Annotated in this window: 17 protein-coding genes and 1 riboswitch; of the genes, 8 read left to right on the top strand and 9 right to left on the bottom strand. The window is 74.9% G+C overall.

Annotated elements, in window-relative coordinates; genetic code table 11:
• Positions 1-8 precede the first annotated feature (8 nt).
• Entirely contained in the window at positions 9-1,712 is a 1,704-nt protein-coding gene (locus ACI79E_RS12570; protein ID WP_456932881.1) for a PucR family transcriptional regulator, read from the top strand.
• Here ACI79E_RS12570 and ACI79E_RS12565 read toward each other — a convergent pair.
• Positions 1,699-2,184, bottom strand: a complete 486-nt coding sequence (locus ACI79E_RS12565) for an SRPBCC family protein (RefSeq protein WP_456932880.1) — start codon at positions 2,182-2,184, stop codon at positions 1,699-1,701. The two genes, ACI79E_RS12570 and ACI79E_RS12565, sit on opposite strands and share 14 nt — an antisense overlap.
• A gap of 70 nt (positions 2,185-2,254) precedes the next feature.
• A riboswitch (guanidine-III (ykkC-III) riboswitch) is annotated at positions 2,255-2,321 on the top strand.
• An 11-nt stretch (positions 2,322-2,332) separates the two neighbouring features.
• Here ACI79E_RS12565 and ACI79E_RS12560 point away from each other — a divergent pair.
• On the top strand, positions 2,333-2,647 hold the full coding sequence (locus tag ACI79E_RS12560; RefSeq protein ID WP_456932879.1) for a DMT family transporter: 315 nt from the start codon (positions 2,333-2,335) through the stop codon (positions 2,645-2,647).
• Between the two features lie 48 nt (positions 2,648-2,695).
• Here ACI79E_RS12560 and ACI79E_RS12555 read toward each other — a convergent pair whose 3' ends face one another.
• The 3 genes from ACI79E_RS12555 to ACI79E_RS12545 form a co-directional block, all read right to left on the bottom strand.
• A complete protein-coding gene (locus ACI79E_RS12555; RefSeq protein WP_456932878.1) occupies positions 2,696-4,057 on the bottom strand; it encodes an amidase in 1,362 nt (453 codons plus the stop codon).
• On the bottom strand, positions 4,054-5,688 hold the full coding sequence (locus ACI79E_RS12550) for a hypothetical protein (RefSeq protein ID WP_456932877.1): 1,635 nt from the start codon (positions 5,686-5,688) through the stop codon (positions 4,054-4,056). The genes ACI79E_RS12555 and ACI79E_RS12550 overlap by 4 nt, the downstream gene beginning before the upstream one ends.
• 472 nt (positions 5,689-6,160) lie before the next feature.
• Positions 6,161-7,576, bottom strand: coding sequence for an MFS transporter (locus tag ACI79E_RS12545; protein ID WP_456932876.1), 1,416 nt, complete (start codon positions 7,574-7,576; stop codon positions 6,161-6,163).
• A 173-nt stretch (positions 7,577-7,749) separates the two neighbouring features.
• On the opposite strand from ACI79E_RS12545, the gene ACI79E_RS12540 reads away from it, so the two are divergent.
• Positions 7,750-9,423, top strand: a complete 1,674-nt coding sequence (locus ACI79E_RS12540; protein ID WP_456932875.1) for a hypothetical protein — start codon at positions 7,750-7,752, stop codon at positions 9,421-9,423.
• Between the two features lie 63 nt (positions 9,424-9,486).
• Here the strand turns inward: ACI79E_RS12540 and ACI79E_RS12535 are convergent, their stop codons facing one another.
• The 4 genes from ACI79E_RS12535 to ACI79E_RS12520 form a co-directional block, all read right to left on the bottom strand.
• Complete coding sequence (locus ACI79E_RS12535; protein WP_456932874.1) at positions 9,487-9,690, bottom strand: hypothetical protein; 204 nt, start codon at positions 9,688-9,690, stop codon at positions 9,487-9,489.
• A gap of 72 nt (positions 9,691-9,762) precedes the next feature.
• Positions 9,763-10,167, bottom strand: a complete 405-nt coding sequence (locus ACI79E_RS12530) for an arsenate reductase ArsC (protein WP_456932873.1) — start codon at positions 10,165-10,167, stop codon at positions 9,763-9,765.
• Positions 10,164-11,273 (bottom strand): ACR3 family arsenite efflux transporter, encoded by a 1,110-nt coding sequence (arsB, locus tag ACI79E_RS12525; protein ID WP_456932955.1) that lies wholly within the window; start codon positions 11,271-11,273, stop codon positions 10,164-10,166. The genes ACI79E_RS12530 and arsB overlap by 4 nt, the downstream gene beginning before the upstream one ends.
• Positions 11,274-11,278: 5 nt before the next feature.
• Positions 11,279-11,620 carry a metalloregulator ArsR/SmtB family transcription factor gene (locus ACI79E_RS12520; RefSeq protein ID WP_456932872.1) on the bottom strand — a complete coding sequence of 114 codons (342 nt, stop codon included), beginning with the start codon at positions 11,618-11,620 and terminating at the stop codon, positions 11,279-11,281.
• Between the two features lie 131 nt (positions 11,621-11,751).
• Between ACI79E_RS12520 and ACI79E_RS12515 the strand changes: the two genes are divergently transcribed.
• Entirely contained in the window at positions 11,752-12,222 is a 471-nt protein-coding gene (locus ACI79E_RS12515) for an ArsI/CadI family heavy metal resistance metalloenzyme (protein ID WP_456932871.1), read from the top strand.
• A gap of 29 nt (positions 12,223-12,251) precedes the next feature.
• Positions 12,252-13,187, top strand: coding sequence for a hypothetical protein (locus tag ACI79E_RS12510; protein WP_456932870.1), 936 nt, complete (start codon positions 12,252-12,254; stop codon positions 13,185-13,187).
• An 82-nt stretch (positions 13,188-13,269) separates the two neighbouring features.
• On the opposite strand, the gene ACI79E_RS12505 is transcribed toward ACI79E_RS12510, so the two are convergent.
• Complete coding sequence (locus ACI79E_RS12505; RefSeq protein WP_456932869.1) at positions 13,270-13,794, bottom strand: DinB family protein; 525 nt, start codon at positions 13,792-13,794, stop codon at positions 13,270-13,272.
• A gap of 94 nt (positions 13,795-13,888) precedes the next feature.
• Here ACI79E_RS12505 and ACI79E_RS12500 point away from each other — a divergent pair, with 94 nt between their 5' ends.
• The 3 genes from ACI79E_RS12500 to ACI79E_RS12490 are packed head-to-tail and all read left to right on the top strand — an operon-like array spanning position 13,889 to position 17,578.
• Positions 13,889-14,899 (top strand): helix-turn-helix transcriptional regulator, encoded by a 1,011-nt coding sequence (locus tag ACI79E_RS12500; protein WP_456932868.1) that lies wholly within the window; start codon positions 13,889-13,891, stop codon positions 14,897-14,899.
• Positions 14,900-14,945: 46 nt separating this feature from the next.
• Entirely contained in the window at positions 14,946-15,977 is a 1,032-nt protein-coding gene (locus ACI79E_RS12495; protein WP_456932867.1) for a BMP family protein, read from the top strand.
• Positions 15,974-17,578 (top strand): ABC transporter ATP-binding protein, encoded by a 1,605-nt coding sequence (locus ACI79E_RS12490; RefSeq protein WP_456932866.1) that lies wholly within the window; start codon positions 15,974-15,976, stop codon positions 17,576-17,578. Before ACI79E_RS12495 ends, ACI79E_RS12490 begins: the two co-directional genes overlap by 4 nt.
• Positions 17,579-17,609 lie beyond the last annotated feature (31 nt).

Genomic DNA, 17,609 nt, shown 5'->3' with positions numbered 1-17,609 from the left:
GACCCGTGGTGCCGCACGCCCACTCCGACGACGCGCTGACCCTCGCCCGGCTCCTGCAGGAGCCGGCGCTGCGACGGGCGCGCATCCACGCCGGGCGGACCGGGGCGGTCACCCGGCTGGACTGGGTGACGCCGTGGTCGGTCGCGCTGACCCAGGAGGAGCCGCTCACCGGGGTGCTCGTGCACGCCCACGCCGCGCAGCTGGCCGAGTCCGGCGCCACGCTGGCCGACGCCGCCGCCCGGCTGGCCGAGCTCGGCGCCGCGGCGCTGCTGGTCGACGGGCACGCACCCGAGCCGGGGGACGCCGCCGCCGCGGCCCGGCTGCCGCTGGCCACCATGGCCGACGCGGTGCCGTTCGCCGTCCTCAACCGGCTGGTCGCCGACCTCACCCTCGCCCGCGAGACCCACGTGCTCCGCTACGGGCTGGCCGTGCACCGCGCGCTGGCCGAGCTGCTCTACCGCGGCGCCGAGCTCTCGGCGCTGTGCAGCCAGATGGCGCGGATGTCCCAGCGCCCGGTCGCCGTCTTCGACACCCACGGCCAGCTGGCCGCCCTGGAGCAGCGGCAGCCGCGCACCGTGGAGGCCCCCGACCTGGTGGCGGCCTTCGCCGCGCAGGCCGAGCAGCTCGGCACCGGCGGTGAGCCCACGGAGCTGCACCCGCGGCTCGCGCCGTTCACCCTGGGCGGGCGGGAGCTGTCCTGCGTGCTCACCCCGATCGTGCTCGGCGGCCGGCACGACGGCTGGATCCTGCTGCTCGAGGAGACCGACGACCCGCACCCGCACGACCTCGCCGAGCACCGGGTCCTCGTCGAGCAGGCCGCGCCGATCATCGGCACCGAGATGCTGCGGCTGCGCAGCGTCCAGCGCGCCCAGGAGCAGGCCCGCGGCGACTTCGTCCACGGCCTGCTGCACGGCCGGTTCGGCACCGTCGAGGACATCAGCGCCCGGGCCGCGCACTACGGCTTCCCGGTGCGGTCCTGGTTCGGCGTCATCGTGGCCTCGGGGGTCACCACCCCGGCCGACGTCGACGCGCCGGGCCGGCTGCAGGCGCTGGCCACCCAGGCCGCGCGGCTGCTGCCCGAGCAGGAGCGGCACACCCAGGCGGCGATGGTCGGCGACGTGCTCGTCGTGGTCCGGGAGGCGGCCCGCCGCGGCTCCATGAGCACGCCGGACGCCGCGATGGACGTCGTCGCCGAGTACGCGACCGCCCTGCACCGCTGGCTGGGAGGGCGCAAGGACCAGGGCGGGCGTCCGGTGCGGGTGGCCTACGGCCGGCCGGTGGTGGGCGCGCTGGCCATCCCGGACAGCTACCGGGAGGCCCGGCTGGCCCACGGGCTGCAGGGGCGGCTCGGGCTGCGGCCGGTCTGCGGCTACCAGGAGCTGCGGGTGCACGCCGTCCTCGAGGACGTCGCGGCCAGCCGCACCGGCCGGTCCTTCGCCAACGACGTCCTCGCGCCGCTGCGGGACGCCGCCGGCGGCGAGCTGGAGGCCACCGTGCTGGCCTACGTCGCCGCCGGGGGCAACGTCAACGCCGCCTCCCGCGACCTGCACATCCACCGCAACACGATGCTCTACAAGCTCGACCGGGCCTCCCGGCTGCTCGGCATGGACCTGCGGCAGGCGGAGAACCAGTTCACCGTGTGGCTGGCCCACACCCTCGACCTGCTGGCCGACACCACCGCCGAGGTCGACCGGGTGGTCAGCCCGGACTGAGCGCTGCGTCGTCTTCCACGAGGGCGGCGAGCCGGTCCAGCGACAGCCGCCAGCCGGTCTCGTTGTCCGCGGGGGAGACGCCGTCGGGCAGCCCCTCGTGCACGGCGAGCAGCTCGGTGCCGCCGTCGGCGTCCCGCAGCGTGACGGTGATGGTCATCTCGCCCTGCAGGGCGGGGTCGGCGGTCTCGAACTCGTCGACCTCGACGACCAGCTCGTCCGGCACCAGCCGCACGAACCGGCCGCGGTAGGTGTCGGTGTGCGCGGTGGTCTTGCCGACGGCGTCGGGTGCGTCGTAGGTGAGCGAGATCCGGAAGGTGCCGCCCTCGGTGCCGGTGAAGTCGTGCACCGTGGCGGTCATCCCGGGAGGCACCTTCCACCGGGCGACGGCGTCGGCGTCGACCAGCGCCCGGTAGACGGCGGCGCGCGGTGCGCGCAGGTGACGGCTGACCCGGGTCGTGCCCACGGCCGACATCGTGCCCTCCCGGCGGCGCGGGTGGTGACCGATCTGACCGCCCGCCGCGGCGCCGGTGTGAGAACCTCGGGGTGGGTCCGGGACCGGACTCCCGGACGAGGTGACGCCGTACCCGGACAGCGACAAGACGGCGTTCCAGGAGATCCCCGTGTACTGGCTCGTCCTCGTCCTGTCCGGTGTCCTCGAGGCCGTCTGGGCCACCGCCCTCGGCCGCTCGGAGGGCTTCACCCGCCTCGTGCCCTCGATCGTGTTCGCCGTCGGCCTGGCCGGCAGCATGGCCGGGCTCGCCTTCGCGATGCGGGGCCTGCCGATCGGCACCGCCTACGCCGTGTGGGTAGGCATCGGTGCCGCGCTGACCGCGGGCTACGCCATGTGGGCGGGCCAGGAGCCGGTGTCGGTGGTCCGCGTGCTGCTGCTCGCCGGCATCGTCGGCTGCGTGGTCGGGCTCAAGCTCACCCACTGACTCCTCGCCGGGCCGGCGCCGTCCGGCGCCGGCCCGGCCGGGGCCGGCTCAGCGCCCCGCGGGTGCGGGGTCGAGCGCCGGTGACCGCAGGTGGTGGTCGGTGCGCGCCTGGTACCGGGCGGCGACACCCAGCACCGTCGGGACGTCGCGGCCGGCGACCTGGAGCCCGATCGGCCGGCCGTCGGCGGTGGACCCGCACGGGACGCTGACGACGGCGAACCCGCACCAGCTGAACGGTCCGCACAGCCGCATGAGGGTGCCCACGACCGGCGAGCGACCGGCGTCCCCCGGTCGGAAGGCGCACTCCTCGACCGTCGGCGCGGGCACCGCCGTGGTCGGCAGCACCAGCACGTCGACGTCCTCGAGGGCCGCCCGCAGCCGGGACTCCAGGCGCTCGAGCTCCCGGACGGCGGCCTCCCGTTCTCGCCGGGTGATCCGCTCGGCCAGGGCCAGGTAGGACGCCACCTCCGCGCCGTAGTGCTCCCGGCGGCCGGGGTACCAGCCCTCCGCCCGGTGCACGGCGAGGAAGTCCGACAGCACGTACACCGTCCGGGGTGCGCTCCACGACGGGAACGGCGGGACGTCCACCGGCACGGGGACGGCACCGTCCTCCCGCAGCACCCCGACCGCCGCCTCGACGGCGGCCAGGACCTCGGGGTCGACGTCCCCGAGCTGCCCGGGCGGCACGGTGCCGACGCGCAGGCCGGCGACCGACGCGGGCAGGGGGCAGTGCGTCGCACCGAGCACGGCGAAGAGAAGGGCGAGGTCCTCGGCGTCCCCGGCGATCGGCCCGCACGTGTCCAGCTTCGGCGAGAACGGCAGGCACCCGCCGGTGGGGACGTCGGCCGGCCGGGGCCGGAGCCCGGAGACCCCGCACAGCGCCGCCGGCACGCGGATCGACCCCCCGGTGTCGCTGCCGAGCGCGGCCGGGACCTGGCCCGAGGCCACCGCCGCCGCGGAGCCGCCGCTGGAGCCGCCGGGGATGCGGGAGAGGTCCCACGGGTTGCGCGTGGGCGGGGTGGTGACCCCGTGCGCGAACTCGTGCGTCGTCGTCTTGCCCAGCACCAGCGCGCCCGCCGAGCGCAGCCGGTGCACCGCGGCGGCGTCGCGGGTCGCCGGCCGGTCGTCGGTCACCAGCGAGCCGCCGCGGGTGGGCAGGCCACGCACGTCGATGAGGTCCTTGACCGCGATCGGCACCCCGTGCAGCGGCCCCCGGAACCGGCCGCGGGCCGCCTCCTCGGTGAGGGCCGCGGCCTCCTCCCGCGCGCGGTCCTCGTCGACCGCGACGAACGCGCGGACCGCCGGGTCGACGACCCGCACCCGGGCCAGCGCCGCCTCGAGCACCTCCAGCGGCGAGATCCGTCCCGCGCGGACGTCGCGGGCCGCGCCGCGGACCGTCGCCCGGCTCACCAGATCACCGCGGCGACGACGACGCTGAGGACCAGGCCGGTCACGACGGGGACGAACAGCTTCCTCGCCAGGGTGGCGACCGGGACCCCCGTCAGGCCGGCGACGGCGATCAGCGACGACCAGATGACCAGCGTGCCGCCGCCGGTCCACCCGGCCGCGTTCTGCGCGATGGCCGCGAGGGTCGCGGTGTCCGCGCCGGTCGAGGCGGCGAACGCGTCGGCCATCGAACCGGTGAACGGCAGCCCGGCCCAGCCCGAGCCGTCCAGGCCGATGAGCATGCCGGCGACCAGCATCGCGAACATGACCACCACGGAGTTGTCCGGGATGAACCGCTCGCCGCTGGAGATGACGTCGAAGAGGAAGCCCGGGGCCTCGGCGTCCTCGGGGAGCAGCATGATGCGCCCGGCGAAGTCGGAGATGCCGACGAGGACGAAGCCGGCCACCGGGATCACGACGCCCATGGCGCGGAAGGCGAACAGCAGACCGTCGACGAAGTGCTCACCGGCGCGCTCGAGGCCGTCGCCGCCGGAGGAGAGCGTGACGCCCAGCATCAGGAGCAGGGCCAGCCCGCCGACCAGCGCGGCCCCCCACCCGGCCTCGACCTCCGGCACGAGGTCGGTGACCTTGCCGAGCAGCAGGTAGGCCACCAGGGCCGCGAACGCGAGTGGGACGGCGAGGGCGTACAGGCGGGCGTGCCGGGTCCGCAGCGGCGCGGCGGCCCCGTCGTCGGCGTCCCCGGGAGCGGGGGAGCCGCTGCCGCCGGCCGGCCCGTGCCCGTTACCGCCCGCCGGGCCACGCCCGTTGCCCGAGCCGTCGCCGCCGACGACGACGGTCGTGGTGGCCGAGCCGCCGGACCCGACCCGCAGCGGCTCGCCCTTGGTGGTGAGCGCGGTCCCGACGGTCGCGGGGATCTCGGCGAGGCTGACGGTGCGGTTGGTCAGCGTCGCCAGCCGGCCGCTGCGCGCCGCCCCGTCGGAGCCCGGCAGCACGCCGCCCCGCGAGTCACGGCGCACGTGCATGAACCAGGTCATCGTGATGGCCACACCGCCGACGACCAGGCTCAGGACCAGCGCCTTGTCGGCGATGTCGCCGGCGGGCACCCCGGCGCCGCCGGCCGAGAGGCTCGGTGCCACACCGATGACGTAGTCGGAGGCCAGCGCCATGCCCTGACCGGCGATGGCGATGGCCATGGCGGCGCCCAGCGGGGAGAGCCCGGCGGCGATCGCCGCGGGCAGGAGCGTGGCCGCGACGAGCGCCAGCGTCGGCGTGGGCCAGAAGACCAGGGAGAGGAGGTAGGTGACGACGAACAGGGCGATGTAGGAGACCGGCCCGTTCTTCATGAGCCGGGCCAGCGGGGCGATCATGCGCCGGTCGGCCCCGACGGCTCGCAGCGCGCCCAGCAGCGCGGTGACGACGGTGAGCACCAGGAAGATGTTCAGCAGCTCCGTCGTGGCCACCATGCTGGCGCCGAACACCGAGCCGAGGCCGTTGAGGAAGTTCCCGGTGTAGAGCCAGGTCGTGACCAGGGTGGCGATGATCGCCGGGACGACGACGTTCTTCCGCAGCAGCATCACGACGATCAGCGACGCCACTCCTGCCATGTAGACCCAGTGCGCGGCCGTCAACTCCATGGTGCCTCCTGGTGCGTGCACGGGGCTCGGCCGCCTGGAGCGGGTCGACCGGGCCGGACAGCGGGACACTCGCGCCACCCGCAACCCCGGGTGGCCGTCCGCCGAAAGCTAGCGGCGTCCGTGATCCAGCTCACCGGCACGGTGCCCAGCGGTGACCTCGCGATTTGTGCACGGTGCCCATCGATGGCCGGGCAGTCGCTGCAGCGAGCGATGAGTTCCTCTCGGGCGGGCGGACAGGAGGACGACTCCTGACCGCCACCGGATCGAGCGGGGAGCTCCTCGGCAGACGTCCCTGGATACGAGGCCTACGCCCATCGGATGAACAGCATGTCCACGTACGTCGCGTCCCTGCCGACCCACGCCGCGGGGGCAGTCGGCGGGCATGCTGGTCCGGAGCCGCCGAGCCGGGAGTCCGGCGCTGGTGACCTCGGGGGGTGGACGCTCCCACCCAGGAGTCGCCCTGCTGCCGGACTCAGCCGGTGGCGAGCTCCGGTGCCGGGTCGCCGGCGGGGGCGTCGGGTACCTCCCGGCCGGCGAAGCTGAGCGCCAACCCGGCCGCCGCGACCGCCGCGCACCCCCCGAACAGCCAGCCGAGCGCGTCGGGGTAGGCGGCGGCGACGCCGGCCGCGCCGACCGAGGCGCCGATGAACCGCATCATGTTGAACAGGCCCAGGCCCGCACCCCGCTGGCCGGCCGGTGAGCGCGTGGCCCCGCTGAGCGACGGCGTCTGCACCAGCGCCACCCCGAACCCGGCGACCACGAGCACGACGGCGATGGGCGGCACCGCCGTCGTCCCGGTGCCGAGGAGCACGCCGAGGACGACGGAGACGGTGAGCAGCACACCGAGGCCGGTCCGCAGCACCGGCCTCGGCCCGATCCGGTCGGCGAGCAGGCCGACCAGCGGTGCCGACGCCGCCCACACCACCGGCAGCAGGAAGACCAGCAGACCGGTCGCGGTGCCCGACAACCCGGCGACGCCGGTCAGGTGCAGCGGCACGGCCACCAGCACGGAGAACAGCGTGACCTGCTGGACGAAGACGCCGGTGGCGCTGCGCAGCCAGCGGATCTCGACCAGCAGCCGCGGGTCGATGAACGGCTCCCGGCGGCGCAGCCCGGAGACGACGAACGCGGCCAGGGCGACGACCCCGAGGGCGACCCCGGCCAGGGGCACCCACCCCGGGACGCCGTCCTGGGGTGCGGCGGTGATCGCCGCCATCAGCGCGGCCACGCCGAGGGTCAGCGACCCGACCCCGGGGACGTCGATGGGGGCGCGGGACCCGCCGTCCCGGGGGACGACGCTGACCGCGAGGACCAGCACCGCCACGGTCACCGGCACCAGCACCCAGAAGATCGACCGCCACCCCCAGGCGTCGGCGAGCAGGCCGCCCACCGGGGGGCCCACGGCCTGCCCGATGCCGTTGGCCGTGCCCCACGCGCCCATCACGCGGTTGCGCCGGCTCACCGGCCAGCAGCGGGCGAGGGTGCCCATGACCGCGGTCGGGACGGCGGCGCAGCCGAGCCCCTGCACCGCCCGGCTGGCGACCAGGGCGGGCAGGGTGGGCGCCAGCGCGGCGCCGACGGTGCCGACGAGCAGGACCGCGAGCGCGAGCAGCAGCGTGCGGCGGCGGCCCAGCCGGTCGCTGATCCAGCCCGTGGTCGGCATGGCCACCGCGAGCACGAGCACCGACGCGGAGGCGACCAGCACGCCCTGGGTGACAGGGGCGCCGTAGTCGGCGGTGATCTGGCGCAGCGGCACGTTGACGACGTTGTTGCTGACGGTGCCGAGGAACGTCGCCCCGAGCAGGGCGGCGAGCAGCCAGCCGGCCCGAGGGGGAGCGGACGCCCCGTCGGTGGCGGGTCGCTCGTGCTGGGTGGCGGTGCCGGTCACAGACGTCCTTCCCCGTTCACGTCAAGGGAACACAGTGCCAACGGGGGTTGAACAGGGCCACGGCAGGCTGCACATTCGCAGGCGGGGCGAGTGTGCACTTCGTTCATGGACGGGCCCTCCCCGGTCAGGGAGCTTTCTCCACCAACACATTGGGCTCACCCGTAGGGGCGTCGATGCAACTCACAGCAGCGCACTGGGTCTTCCTGGCCGGGGTGGTCGTCATCCTCGCCACGATGATCATGCGCAAGAACATCGTGGTGCCGGCAGTGGTGGCCACGTTCCTCACCGCGCTCGTGTGGTCGGGGAGCCTCGCGACCGGTCTGTCATCGGTCTTCAATGCCAGCCTCACCGCGGCGACCAGCCTGTTCAACATCTTCCTGATCATCGCGATGGTCACCGCGATGCTGCGGTCCCTGGAGGGCCTGGGCTCGGACAAGCGGATGGTGACGCCGTTCCGCCGGGTCATGCGCAACGCGCACCTGTCCTGGTGGACGCTGGTCATCGTCACGTACTTCATCTCGCTGTTCTTCTGGCCCACCCCCGCGGTGCCGCTGGTCGGCGCCGTGCTGGTGCCGGTCGCCATCCGTTCCGGCCTGCGTCCGCTGGCGGTGGGCTTCACCATCGCGATCGCCGGCCAGGGCATGGCGCTGTCCGCGGACTACGTCATCGGAGTGGCGCCGCAGTTGTCGGCGACGGCGGCCAACGCGGACGCGACGGTCGTGGCCGACCGCGGCCTGGTGCTGTCGCTGATCGTCGGCGGTGTCGCCCTGGCGATCGGGTACGCGATGGAGATCCGCAAGATGCGGCGCCCGTCGGAGGACCTGCTCGCCGAGTGGGAGAACGCCGCTGACCGGCGCAGCGGCAGTGCCGACGCCGAGGCCCTCGAGGACGCTGCCGACCAGGGTGGTGCCGGTCGCCCCGGCGGTGCCGACCTGCCCGCGGACGGCACCGGTGGCGGCGGCCCGTCGATCGAGGGGCAGCGCGAGCTGGTCGCGGCGGCCAGCACCGGGGGCGTCCGGCCCCGTGACGAGGCGCAGACCATCGCGGCCCGCCTGAGCAAGGGCCGTGCGCTCATCGGTACGCCGGCGGGGGGCCCCGTACCGCCGGAGGCGCACACCATCACCCCGATCGAGAAGCCCCTCGCCTCCAAGGCGTTCGCCCTGCTGGTGCCGCTGGCCTACCTGGCGCTGATCGTCTACCTGGTCGTGGCGAGCGTCTCGGACTCCGTGCCGGACCTGCAGGGCGGCGACGCCGCGGCGCTCGTGGGCGGCATCGCGCTGCTGGTCACCTTCGGTGCGGCCTACGCCCGGGGCGGGAACAAGTTCCTGGAGACCTCAGCCGACCACATCGTCGACGGCCTGGTGTTCGCGTTCAAGGCGATGGGCGTCGTCCTCCCGATCGCCGGCTTCTTCTTCCTCGGAAATGGGGAGTTCGCCGCGTCGATCCTCAGCATCCCCGAGGGGGAGACGGCGCCGAACCTGCTGTTCGACCTGGTCGTGGCCGGTCAGGACCAGCTGCCGGCGAATGCCCTGCTCACGGCCTTCGGCGTCATGATCGTCGGCGTCGTCGCCGGCCTGGACGGCTCGGGCTTCTCCGGCCTGCCGCTCACCGGTGCGCTGGCCGGCTCGCTGGCCGAGGGTGCCGGCGTCAGCAGCCCGACGCTGGCGGCCATCGGCCAGATGGGCAACATCTGGTCCGGCGGCGGCACGCTGGTCGCCTGGTCCTCGCTGCTCGCGGTGGCCGGCTTCGTCCGGGTGCCCGCCGTGGAGCTGGCGCGGCGCTGCTTCCTGCCGGTCATGGCCGGCCTGGTGGTCGCCACGGTGCTGGGGGTGCTCATCTTCGGCTGACCCGCGCCGCCACGCACGGCAACCCCGGACCGCACGCGGTCCGGGGTTGCCGTGCGTGGTGGGTCAGACGTGCAGGTGCCGCGGCGAGGTGCTGAACACCCGCTGCCAGACGATCGTGAGCGCGCGGACCGCGTACACCGCGGCCACCAGCGGGCCGAGCACCCGCCACACGACCGGGGCGTCCCAGAGGAGGGGCAGGACCCCGAGGGCGACGACGATCAGCGCGGGGCCGGCGAGGGTCTGCGCCAGCGGCGTGCGTTCCTGCATGCCCACAGTGTTGCCCGCGCGTGACCTGCGTGTTGCGGCGGCGGCCACTGTCCGGGCGTGATCTTCGCGACGTCAGGGCGTGGCGGGCGGCAACTCCGCCAGCAGGGCACGCACCCGGGCCTCGATGTCGTCGCGGATGGGCCGGACGGCGTCGATGCCCTGGCCGGCCGGGTCGGGCAGCTGCCAGTCGAGGTACCGGGTGCCGGGGAACACGGGGCAGGCGTCGCCGCAGCCCATGGTGACGACGACGTCGGAGGCCTCGACCGCCTCCGTGGTGAGCACCTTCGGTCGCTGGTCGGTGATGTCGATGCCGACCTCGGCCATGGCCGCCACCGCCGCCGGGTTCACCTGGTCGGCGGGCAGCGACCCGGCCGAGCGGACCTCGACGGCGTCCCCGGCGAGGTGCCGCAGCCAGCCGGCGGCCATCTGGGAGCGGCCGGCGTTGTGCACGCAGACGAACAGGACCGACGGCGTCACCGGGCGCTCCTCGTGACGTGGGGGGCGGTGGGGTCGCCGGCGAACCAGCGGCGCCCCGCCCACAGGGCGACGTGCACCAGCGCCACGAGCACCGGCACCTCGATGAGGGGGCCGACCACGCCGGCCAGCGCCTGCCCGGAGGTGACGCCGAACGTGCCGATCGCCACCGCGATGGCCAGCTCGAAGTTGTTGCCGGCCGCGGTGAACGCCAGCGTGGCGGTCTTGGCGTACCCGAGCCGCAGCCGCATCCCGAGCAGGAACGAGCCGCCGAACACGAGCGCGAAGTAGGCCAGCAGCGGCAGCGCGATCCGGACGACGTCCCAGGGCCGCGAGGTGATCGCCTCGCCCTGCAGCGCGAACAGCATGACGATGGTGAACAGCAGGCCGTGGAGGGCCACCGGGCCGATGCGCGGCAGGAACCGGCCCTCGTACCAGTCGCGGCCCTTCCTCCGCTCGCCGAGCGTGCGGGTGAGGAAACCGGCCAGCAGCGGGATGCCGAGGAAGACCAGGACGCTGAGCAGGATCGCCCCGACGGAGAACTCCGCCGACGTCGTCGGCAGACCCAGCCAGCCGGGCAGCACCTGCAGGTAGAACCAGCCGAGCGCGGCGAAGGCGGCGATCTGGAAGACCGAGTTCAGCGCGACCAGCACGGCCGCTGCCTCCCGGTCGCCGCAGGACAGGTCGTTCCAGATCAGCACCATCGCGATGCAGCGGGCGAGGCCCACGATGACCAGCCCGGTGCGGTACTCGGGCAGGTCGGGCAGCAGCAGCCAGGCCAGCGCGAACATCAGCGCCGGCCCGACCAGCCAGTTGAGCACCAGGCTGGCCGCCATCAACCGCCGGTCCCCGGTGACCCGGTCGAGCTCGGAGTACCGGACCTTGGCCAGCACCGGGTACATCATCAGGACCAGCCCGACGGCGATCGGCAGGCTGACGTTGCCGACCTCGACCGCCGACAGCGCGTCGTCCAGACCCGGGACCCACCGGCCCAGCAGCAGGCCGAGCGCCATCGCCGCGACGATCCAGACCGGCAGGAACCGGTCGAGGGTGGACAGCCGCTGGAGCACCGGCGCCGTGGGCGGTGCGGCGGCGGTCTCGGAGACCATGTCGCTCACGCGGGGACCGCCGCGGTGTCGAACAGCCCGGCCACGGCGGCCAGCGCGTCGCGGCGCACCGCGTAGTAGACCCACACGCCGCGCTTGTCGCGGTCGAGCAGCCCGGCGGAGTGCAGCACCTTGAGGTGGTGGCTGATCGTCGCCTGGGTCAGGTCGAAGGCGTCGTTGAGGTCGCAGACGCAGGCCTCGCCGGTGCCGCTGGAGGCGATCAGGCTGACCAGGCGCAGGCGCACCGGGTCGGCCAGGGCCTTGAGCAGCGGGGCGACCTGCTCGGCCTGCTCGGCGGACATGGCCGTGCCGGTCAGCGGTGTGCAGCAGGCGAGGCCGGGGTCGCTCATCGGGGTCCTCCTCGGTCGGACATCGCCGCTCATCGTAACGACGTCCGTCGTATTGACAACCATCGATGGAAGGTGGTGGTGTCCCACCAGACATCGACAGTCGTCGATGTCCTGACCGATGGAGGCCCTCCGTGTCCCGCATCCAGCTCGCCCTCCGCGTCGCCGACCTCGACGCCGCCGTGGACTTCTACTCGCGGCTGTTCGCGACTCCTCCGGCCAAGCGGCGCCCGGGCTACGCCAACTTCGCCGTCACCGAGCCGCCGCTCAAGCTGGTCCTCCTGGAGGGCGCCGGCGGGGAACCCACCCGCATGGACCACCTCGGCGTCGAGGTGGCCTCGACCGACGAGGTGTCCGCGGCCACCGCGCGGCTGGCCGGGGCGGGCCTGGCCACGCGGGTCGAGGAGCAGACGACCTGCTGCTACGCGGTCCAGGACAAGGTGTGGGTGACCGGTCCCGGCGGGGAGCCGTGGGAGGTCTACACGGTCACCGGTGACGCCCGCGCCGACCTGGAGGGGCAGGAGGACCTCGCGCTCGCCGCCGTCGGCGGCGGCGACTGCTGCGTGCCGGGCGAGGACGGCGCCTGCGGGGCCACCTGCTGCTGACCGCTCCGGGGTCGTGGCAGGGTCGCCCCGTGGACCTCGAGGACGTCGCCGACGAGCTCTACGAGGTGCCGCCCGAGGAGTTCACCGCGCTGCGCAAGCAGCGCCAGGACCAGGCGAGGGGCGCCGGCGACCGGCCGCTGGCCAAGGCGATCGGCACCCTGCCCAAGCCCTCGGCGGCCGCCTGGGTGTGCAACCTGCTCGTGCGCGAGCACCGTGAGGAGATCGAGGGCCTCGTCGAGCTCGGCGGGCTGCTCCGCGAGGCGCAGGAGAACCTCGCCGGCGACTCCCTCAAGGCGCTCAACCGGCAGCGCTCCCAGCTGCTCACCGCCCTGAGCCGGCAGGCGAGCGCGCTGGCCCGCGAGCGCGGCCACCGGGTCAGCAGCTCGGTGGAGGCGCAGGTCGAGGACACCCTGCGGGCCGCCATGGCCGACCCGGAGGCGGGGGAGGCGCTGCTGACCGGCCGCCTCACCTCCCCGATGTCCTACAGCGGCATGGGGACGACCGGCGTCCGCCCGGCGCTGCGGCTGGTCCCGCCGCCCCGCCCGGAGGCGCCCGCCCGCCCGCGCGGGTCGGACGCCGCCGAGCGCCGGCGGCAGCGCGAGGAGGAGGCCCGCCGCCGGGAGGAGGAGGCGCGCCGGGCGGAGGAGGAGCGGCGTCGTCAGCAGCTCGAGGAGGCCCGGCGGGCCGCGGAGGAGGCCACGGCACTCGCCGCCGAGACCCGTGCGGCCGCCGAGGGGCAGCGGCACCGTGTCGACGACCTCGACGCCCGCCGGGCCGACCTGCAGGCGCGGGTCGAGGAGCTCACCGACGAACTCGCCCGGGTCGAGCGCGAGGCGGCCGACACCGCGGAGGAGCTGAAGAGCGCCGAGCGGCACCGCCGCACCGCCGAGCGCCGGGCCACCGAGGCCGCCGCCGCCCGCGACCGGGCGCTCGAGCACGTCGCCGAGCTGGAGGGCGACGGCTGAGGCCCGGTGCCGTCCGTACGCGAGGCCCCGTGCCGTCCGGACCGCGAGGCGCCGGGACCGCCCCGGCCACGCCGCCGCAGGCTCAGCCCATGGTCTTCTGGCCGTCGAGGGACTCCCGCAGGATGTCCGCGTGCCCGGCGTGCTGGGCGGTCTCGGCGATGACGTGCACGAACACCCGGCGGGCCGACCGGACCGCGTTCGGCGGGAACCACGGCGCCTCGGGCAGCGGCTGGGCCGCGTCCAGGTCCGGCAGGGTGCGCACCAGCTCGTCGGTGCGGGCGGCGACCTCCTCGTAGTGGGCGAGGATGCCCTCGAGCGTCTCGTCCGGGCCCATGCGGAACTCCTCGGCCCACTGCGCCATCTGGTCCGGGTCGTCCGGTCCGGCCATCACGCCGGGGCCCTCCACGATGAACCGGGCCCAGGTCGCCTCGGTGTGGGCCACGTGCTTGACCAGCCCGCCGAGGGTCAGCTCGCTGACCGTCGTCCGCTGCCGGGCCTGCTCGTCGGTCAGCCCCTGGACGGTGTGGCGCAGGAAGTACCGGTGGGTGGCGAGGGCCTCGAGCAGGTCCGCCCGCTCGCCGGTGAGGGTGGTCGTCGTCGTGGTCATGGTGCCCGCCTCCGTGTCCTGGTGGATCCGTCGAGGACGACGCTAGGAGCCATCGGTGCCAGTTCCTGTCCGCAATCCGCGAGAATGTGGCGGCATGGGCGACACCGGCAACCGCACCCTGCGACTGCTCTCCCTCATGCAGAACCGGCGGCACTGGGCCGGCGCCGAGCTGGCCGATCGGCTGGGCGTCTCGCTGCGCACCCTGCGACGGGACGTCGAGCGGCTGCGCGACCTCGGTTACCCGGTCGAGGCCCAGCCCGGGGTGGACGGCGGCTACCGGCTCGCGCCCGGTGCGGCGCTGCCGCCGCTGGTCCTCGACGACGAGGAGGCGGTCGCCCTCGTCGTCGGCCTGCAGGCGGCGGCGCAGAGCGCGATCGCCGGGACGGCGGAGTCCTCGGTGCGGGCGCTGACCAAGGTGGTGCAGGTGCTGCCGCCGCGGCTGCGCCGCCGGGCCGACGCGCTGCGGGCGGTCACCGAGCCGGCCGGGTGGCGGGAGGGCCCCGCGGTGATCGACGCCGAGGTGCTCACCACCGTCGCGCAGGCGTGCCGCGACACCGAGCGGCTGGCGTTCGGCTACACCGCGGCCGACGGCACCCCCACCGAGCGGGAGGTGGAGCCGGCCCGGCTGGTCGCGCTGGGCCGCCGCTGGTACCTGGTCGCCTACGACCTGGGCCGCGGCGACTGGCGCAGCTTCCGGCTCGACCGGCTCACCGCGCCGCGCCCCACCGGGGCCCGCTTCGCCCCGCGGCGGCTGCCGGCCGAGGACGCCGCGGCCTTCGTGCGCGCGGGGATGGGGCCGCGGGCCACGCCCGTGGTGGTCGAGGCCGTGGTGGCGGCGCCGGCCGACCAGGTGCGCGCCCGCATCGGCCGCTGGGCCCGGGTGGTCGAGGAGGGCCCCGGCAGCAGCCGGGTGCACCTGGAGACCGACGCCCTGGACTGGCCGGCGTTCGCGCTCGGGTCGCTGGGGGCGGAGTTCACCGTGGTCACGCCGCCGGAGCTGCGCGGACTCCTGCGCGAGTGGGCGGACCGGTTCGCCCGCGCGGCGGTCGGTATCGATTCGGTCTCGGCTGCCCGCGGTGCGGGGGAAGGCGTGACACGGGGCTGACAGGCTCTCGCTCCTCCGACCGTGAGACCGAGGATGGTGCCCGTCCATGCGATCCGCCCGTGTGTTCCTGCGCTCCGCCGCCCTGTGCTCGGCCCTGTTGCTGACCGCCACCGCCTGTGGCGGGAACGAGAACGGCGGCGGCGGTGGCGGCGGGGGCGGTGCGGACGGCGAGGCGCCGCGGATCGCCGCGGTCTTCTCCGGCACCACCACCGACGCCGACTACACCTTCCTCGGCCTCGAGGCGCTGCAGGCCGCGGAGAGCGAGTACGGCGCGGAGACCACCTACTCCGAGAGCGTGGCGGTGCCCGACGCGCAGCGGGTCCTGCGCGAGTACGTCGCCGACGGCTACACCGTCATCTGGACCCACGGCAGCCAGTTCTACGACGCCACGGTCGCGGTGGCCGAGGAGGCGCCGGACGTCGTCTTCATCGCCGAGCAGGACACCGAGCCCGCCGACGTCCCCGAGAACGTGTGGGTGCTCGACCGCAACTTCCACCTGGCCTTCTACCCGCTGGGCGTGCTGGCCGCGGCCACCACGCAGAGCCAGCAGATCGCCTACCTGGGCGGGGCCACGCTGCCCTTCAGCTACTCCGAGGTGCACGCCGTCGAGCAGGCGCTGGCCGACGTCGGCTCCACCGCGACGCTGACCCCCGTGTGGACCGGTGACCTCAACGACCCCACCCGCGGCCAGCAGTTCACCAGCCAGCTGGTCGCCGGCGGCGCGGACGTCGTCCTCGGCTCGCTGAACCTGGGCATGGTCGGCGCCTTCGAGGCGGTCAAGGCCGAGCCCGCCGGCGCCGTCCGGATCACCGCCAAGTACACCGACAAGTCCGACCTGGCCCCCGACCACTACCTGACCTCGGTGCTCTACGACTTCTCGGTCATGCTCGACGAGATCCTCGGCCAGGTGCAGGACGGCGAGACCGGCGGCTACCTCGGCATGACCTTCGAGCAGGGCATCTCGCTGCAGCCCCCGGCCGGTGTGGACCAGGCCGTCATCGACCAGGTCGACCAGGTGATCGCGGGTCTCACCAGCGGCGAGATCGAGGTCGAGCGCGACGTCACCCCGGTCGAGTGACGGCGGCGCAGCAGCCGCGGGCGGGGGAGGCGTCGGCGGAACGGGTGCCGCTGTCGATGAGCGGCGTGACCAAGTCCTTCGGGCCGGTCAAGGCGCTGGTCGACGCGGACTTCGAGCTCGCCGCCGGCGAGGTGCACGGCCTGGTCGGCGGCAACGGCGCCGGCAAGACCACCCTGATGAACGTCCTCTACGGCCTGTACCGGCCCGACGCGGGGACCATCCGGGTCGACGGGCAGGAGGTGCACGTCCGGTCGCCGCGCGACGCCATCGGCCTGGGCATCGGCATGGTGCACCAGCACCTGCTCCAGGTGCCGGCGTACACGGTGGTGGAGAACGTCGTCGTCGGCACCAGCGGCGGCTCGGGCGGGTTGCGCGCGGCCGGCCGGCGGATCGCCGAGCTCTCCGACCGCTTCGGCCTGTCGGTCGACCCGCGGGCGCGGACCGACCGGCTGTCGGTGGGCGCCCGCCAGCGGGTGGAGATCCTCAAGGTGCTCTACCGCGGGGCGCGCATCCTGGTCCTCGACGAGCCGACGACCAACCTGACCCCGCAGGAGGTCGACGCGCTGTTCGCCTCGCTGCGCGAGATCGTCGCCGAGGGCACCAGCGTCGTGTTCATCTCGCACAAGGTGCGCGAGGTGCTGGCCATCTGCGACCGCATCTCCGTCATGCGCGACGGCCGCCGGCTCACCACCGTCCGCCGGGACGAGACCGACGCCGCGGGGGTGGCCGGCCTCATGGTCGGCGAGCTGGCCGCCGAGCAGTCCACGGAGGTCGCCGCCGCCCTCGGCCTGACCGCGGTCGGCGCCGTCGCGGCGGAGGCGCCGGAGCACGCGGCCACCGGCTCGGCCGTGCGGCTGGCCGTCGCCGACCTCGAGGTCGACAACGACCACGGCGTGTCGGCGCTGCACGGCCTGGACCTCGCCGTCCGGTCGGGGGAGGTCCTCGGGGTGGCCGGGGTCGCCGGCAACGGCCAGGTGGAGCTCGCCGAGGCGCTGGCCGGTGTCCGCCCGGTGCGGTCGGGCAGCGTGACCGTCGACGGCACCGAGCTGGCCGGCCGGCCGACGTCGCGGTGGCTGGACGCCGGCGTCGCCTACGTGCCGGAGGACCGCCACCGCGACGGCATCCTCGGTGCGGCGTCGGTCACCGACAACCTGCTGCTGGGCTCCCAGCGCGACCCCGCCTACCGCCGGGCCGGGCTGATCGACTGGCGGGGTGTGCGGGAGCACGCCCGGCGCACCATCGAGCGCTACGCCATCCGGACCCCGGGCCCCGACGCCCCGGCCGCCAATCTCTCCGGCGGCAACATCCAGCGGCTGGTGCTGGCGCGGGCCTTCGAGCGCGAGCCCTCGGTGCTCGTGCTGCAGAACCCCACCCGCGGGCTGGACCTGCGCTCCACCCGCTTCGTCTACGACCGTGTCGAGGAGGCCCGCGACCGCGGTTGCGCCGTCGTGCTCATCTCCGAGGACCTCGACGAGCTGAGCCTGCTCGCCGACCGCATGGTGGTCCTCTACTCCGGCCGGGTGGTCGGGGAGCGCGCCCGCGGGGACTTCGACGCCTACGCACTGGGCCGGCTGATGGCCGGCGTCCGGGAGGACGCATGAACCCACCCCACGACGACGCTCCGCCGGCGCT

It is taken from the genome of Geodermatophilus sp. SYSU D00079 (assembly GCF_054050635.1).
The sequence above is the reverse complement of the archived record's forward strand: the minus strand, read 5'-3'. Positions and strand labels throughout refer to the sequence as shown.

Excerpts from the sequence above, each read along its gene's own strand:
- ACI79E_RS12565 (WP_456932880.1), bottom strand. The coding sequence starts at position 2,184 with ATGTCGGCCGTGGGCACGACCCGGGTCAGCCGTCACCTGCGCGCACCG.
- ACI79E_RS12550 (WP_456932877.1), bottom strand. The coding sequence starts at position 5,688 with ATGGAGTTGACGGCCGCGCACTGGGTCTACATGGCAGGAGTGGCGTCG.
- ACI79E_RS12540 (WP_456932875.1), top strand. The coding sequence starts at position 7,750 with ATGCAACTCACAGCAGCGCACTGGGTCTTCCTGGCCGGGGTGGTCGTC.
- ACI79E_RS12535 (WP_456932874.1), bottom strand. The coding sequence starts at position 9,690 with ATGCAGGAACGCACGCCGCTGGCGCAGACCCTCGCCGGCCCCGCGCTG.
- arsB (WP_456932955.1), bottom strand. The coding sequence starts at position 11,273 with ATGGTCTCCGAGACCGCCGCCGCACCGCCCACGGCGCCGGTGCTCCAG.
- ACI79E_RS12520 (WP_456932872.1), bottom strand. The coding sequence starts at position 11,620 with ATGAGCGACCCCGGCCTCGCCTGCTGCACACCGCTGACCGGCACGGCC.
- ACI79E_RS12505 (WP_456932869.1), bottom strand. The coding sequence starts at position 13,794 with ATGACCACGACGACGACCACCCTCACCGGCGAGCGGGCGGACCTGCTC.
- ACI79E_RS12500 (WP_456932868.1), top strand. The coding sequence starts at position 13,889 with ATGGGCGACACCGGCAACCGCACCCTGCGACTGCTCTCCCTCATGCAG.
- ACI79E_RS12495 (WP_456932867.1), top strand. The coding sequence starts at position 14,946 with ATGCGATCCGCCCGTGTGTTCCTGCGCTCCGCCGCCCTGTGCTCGGCC.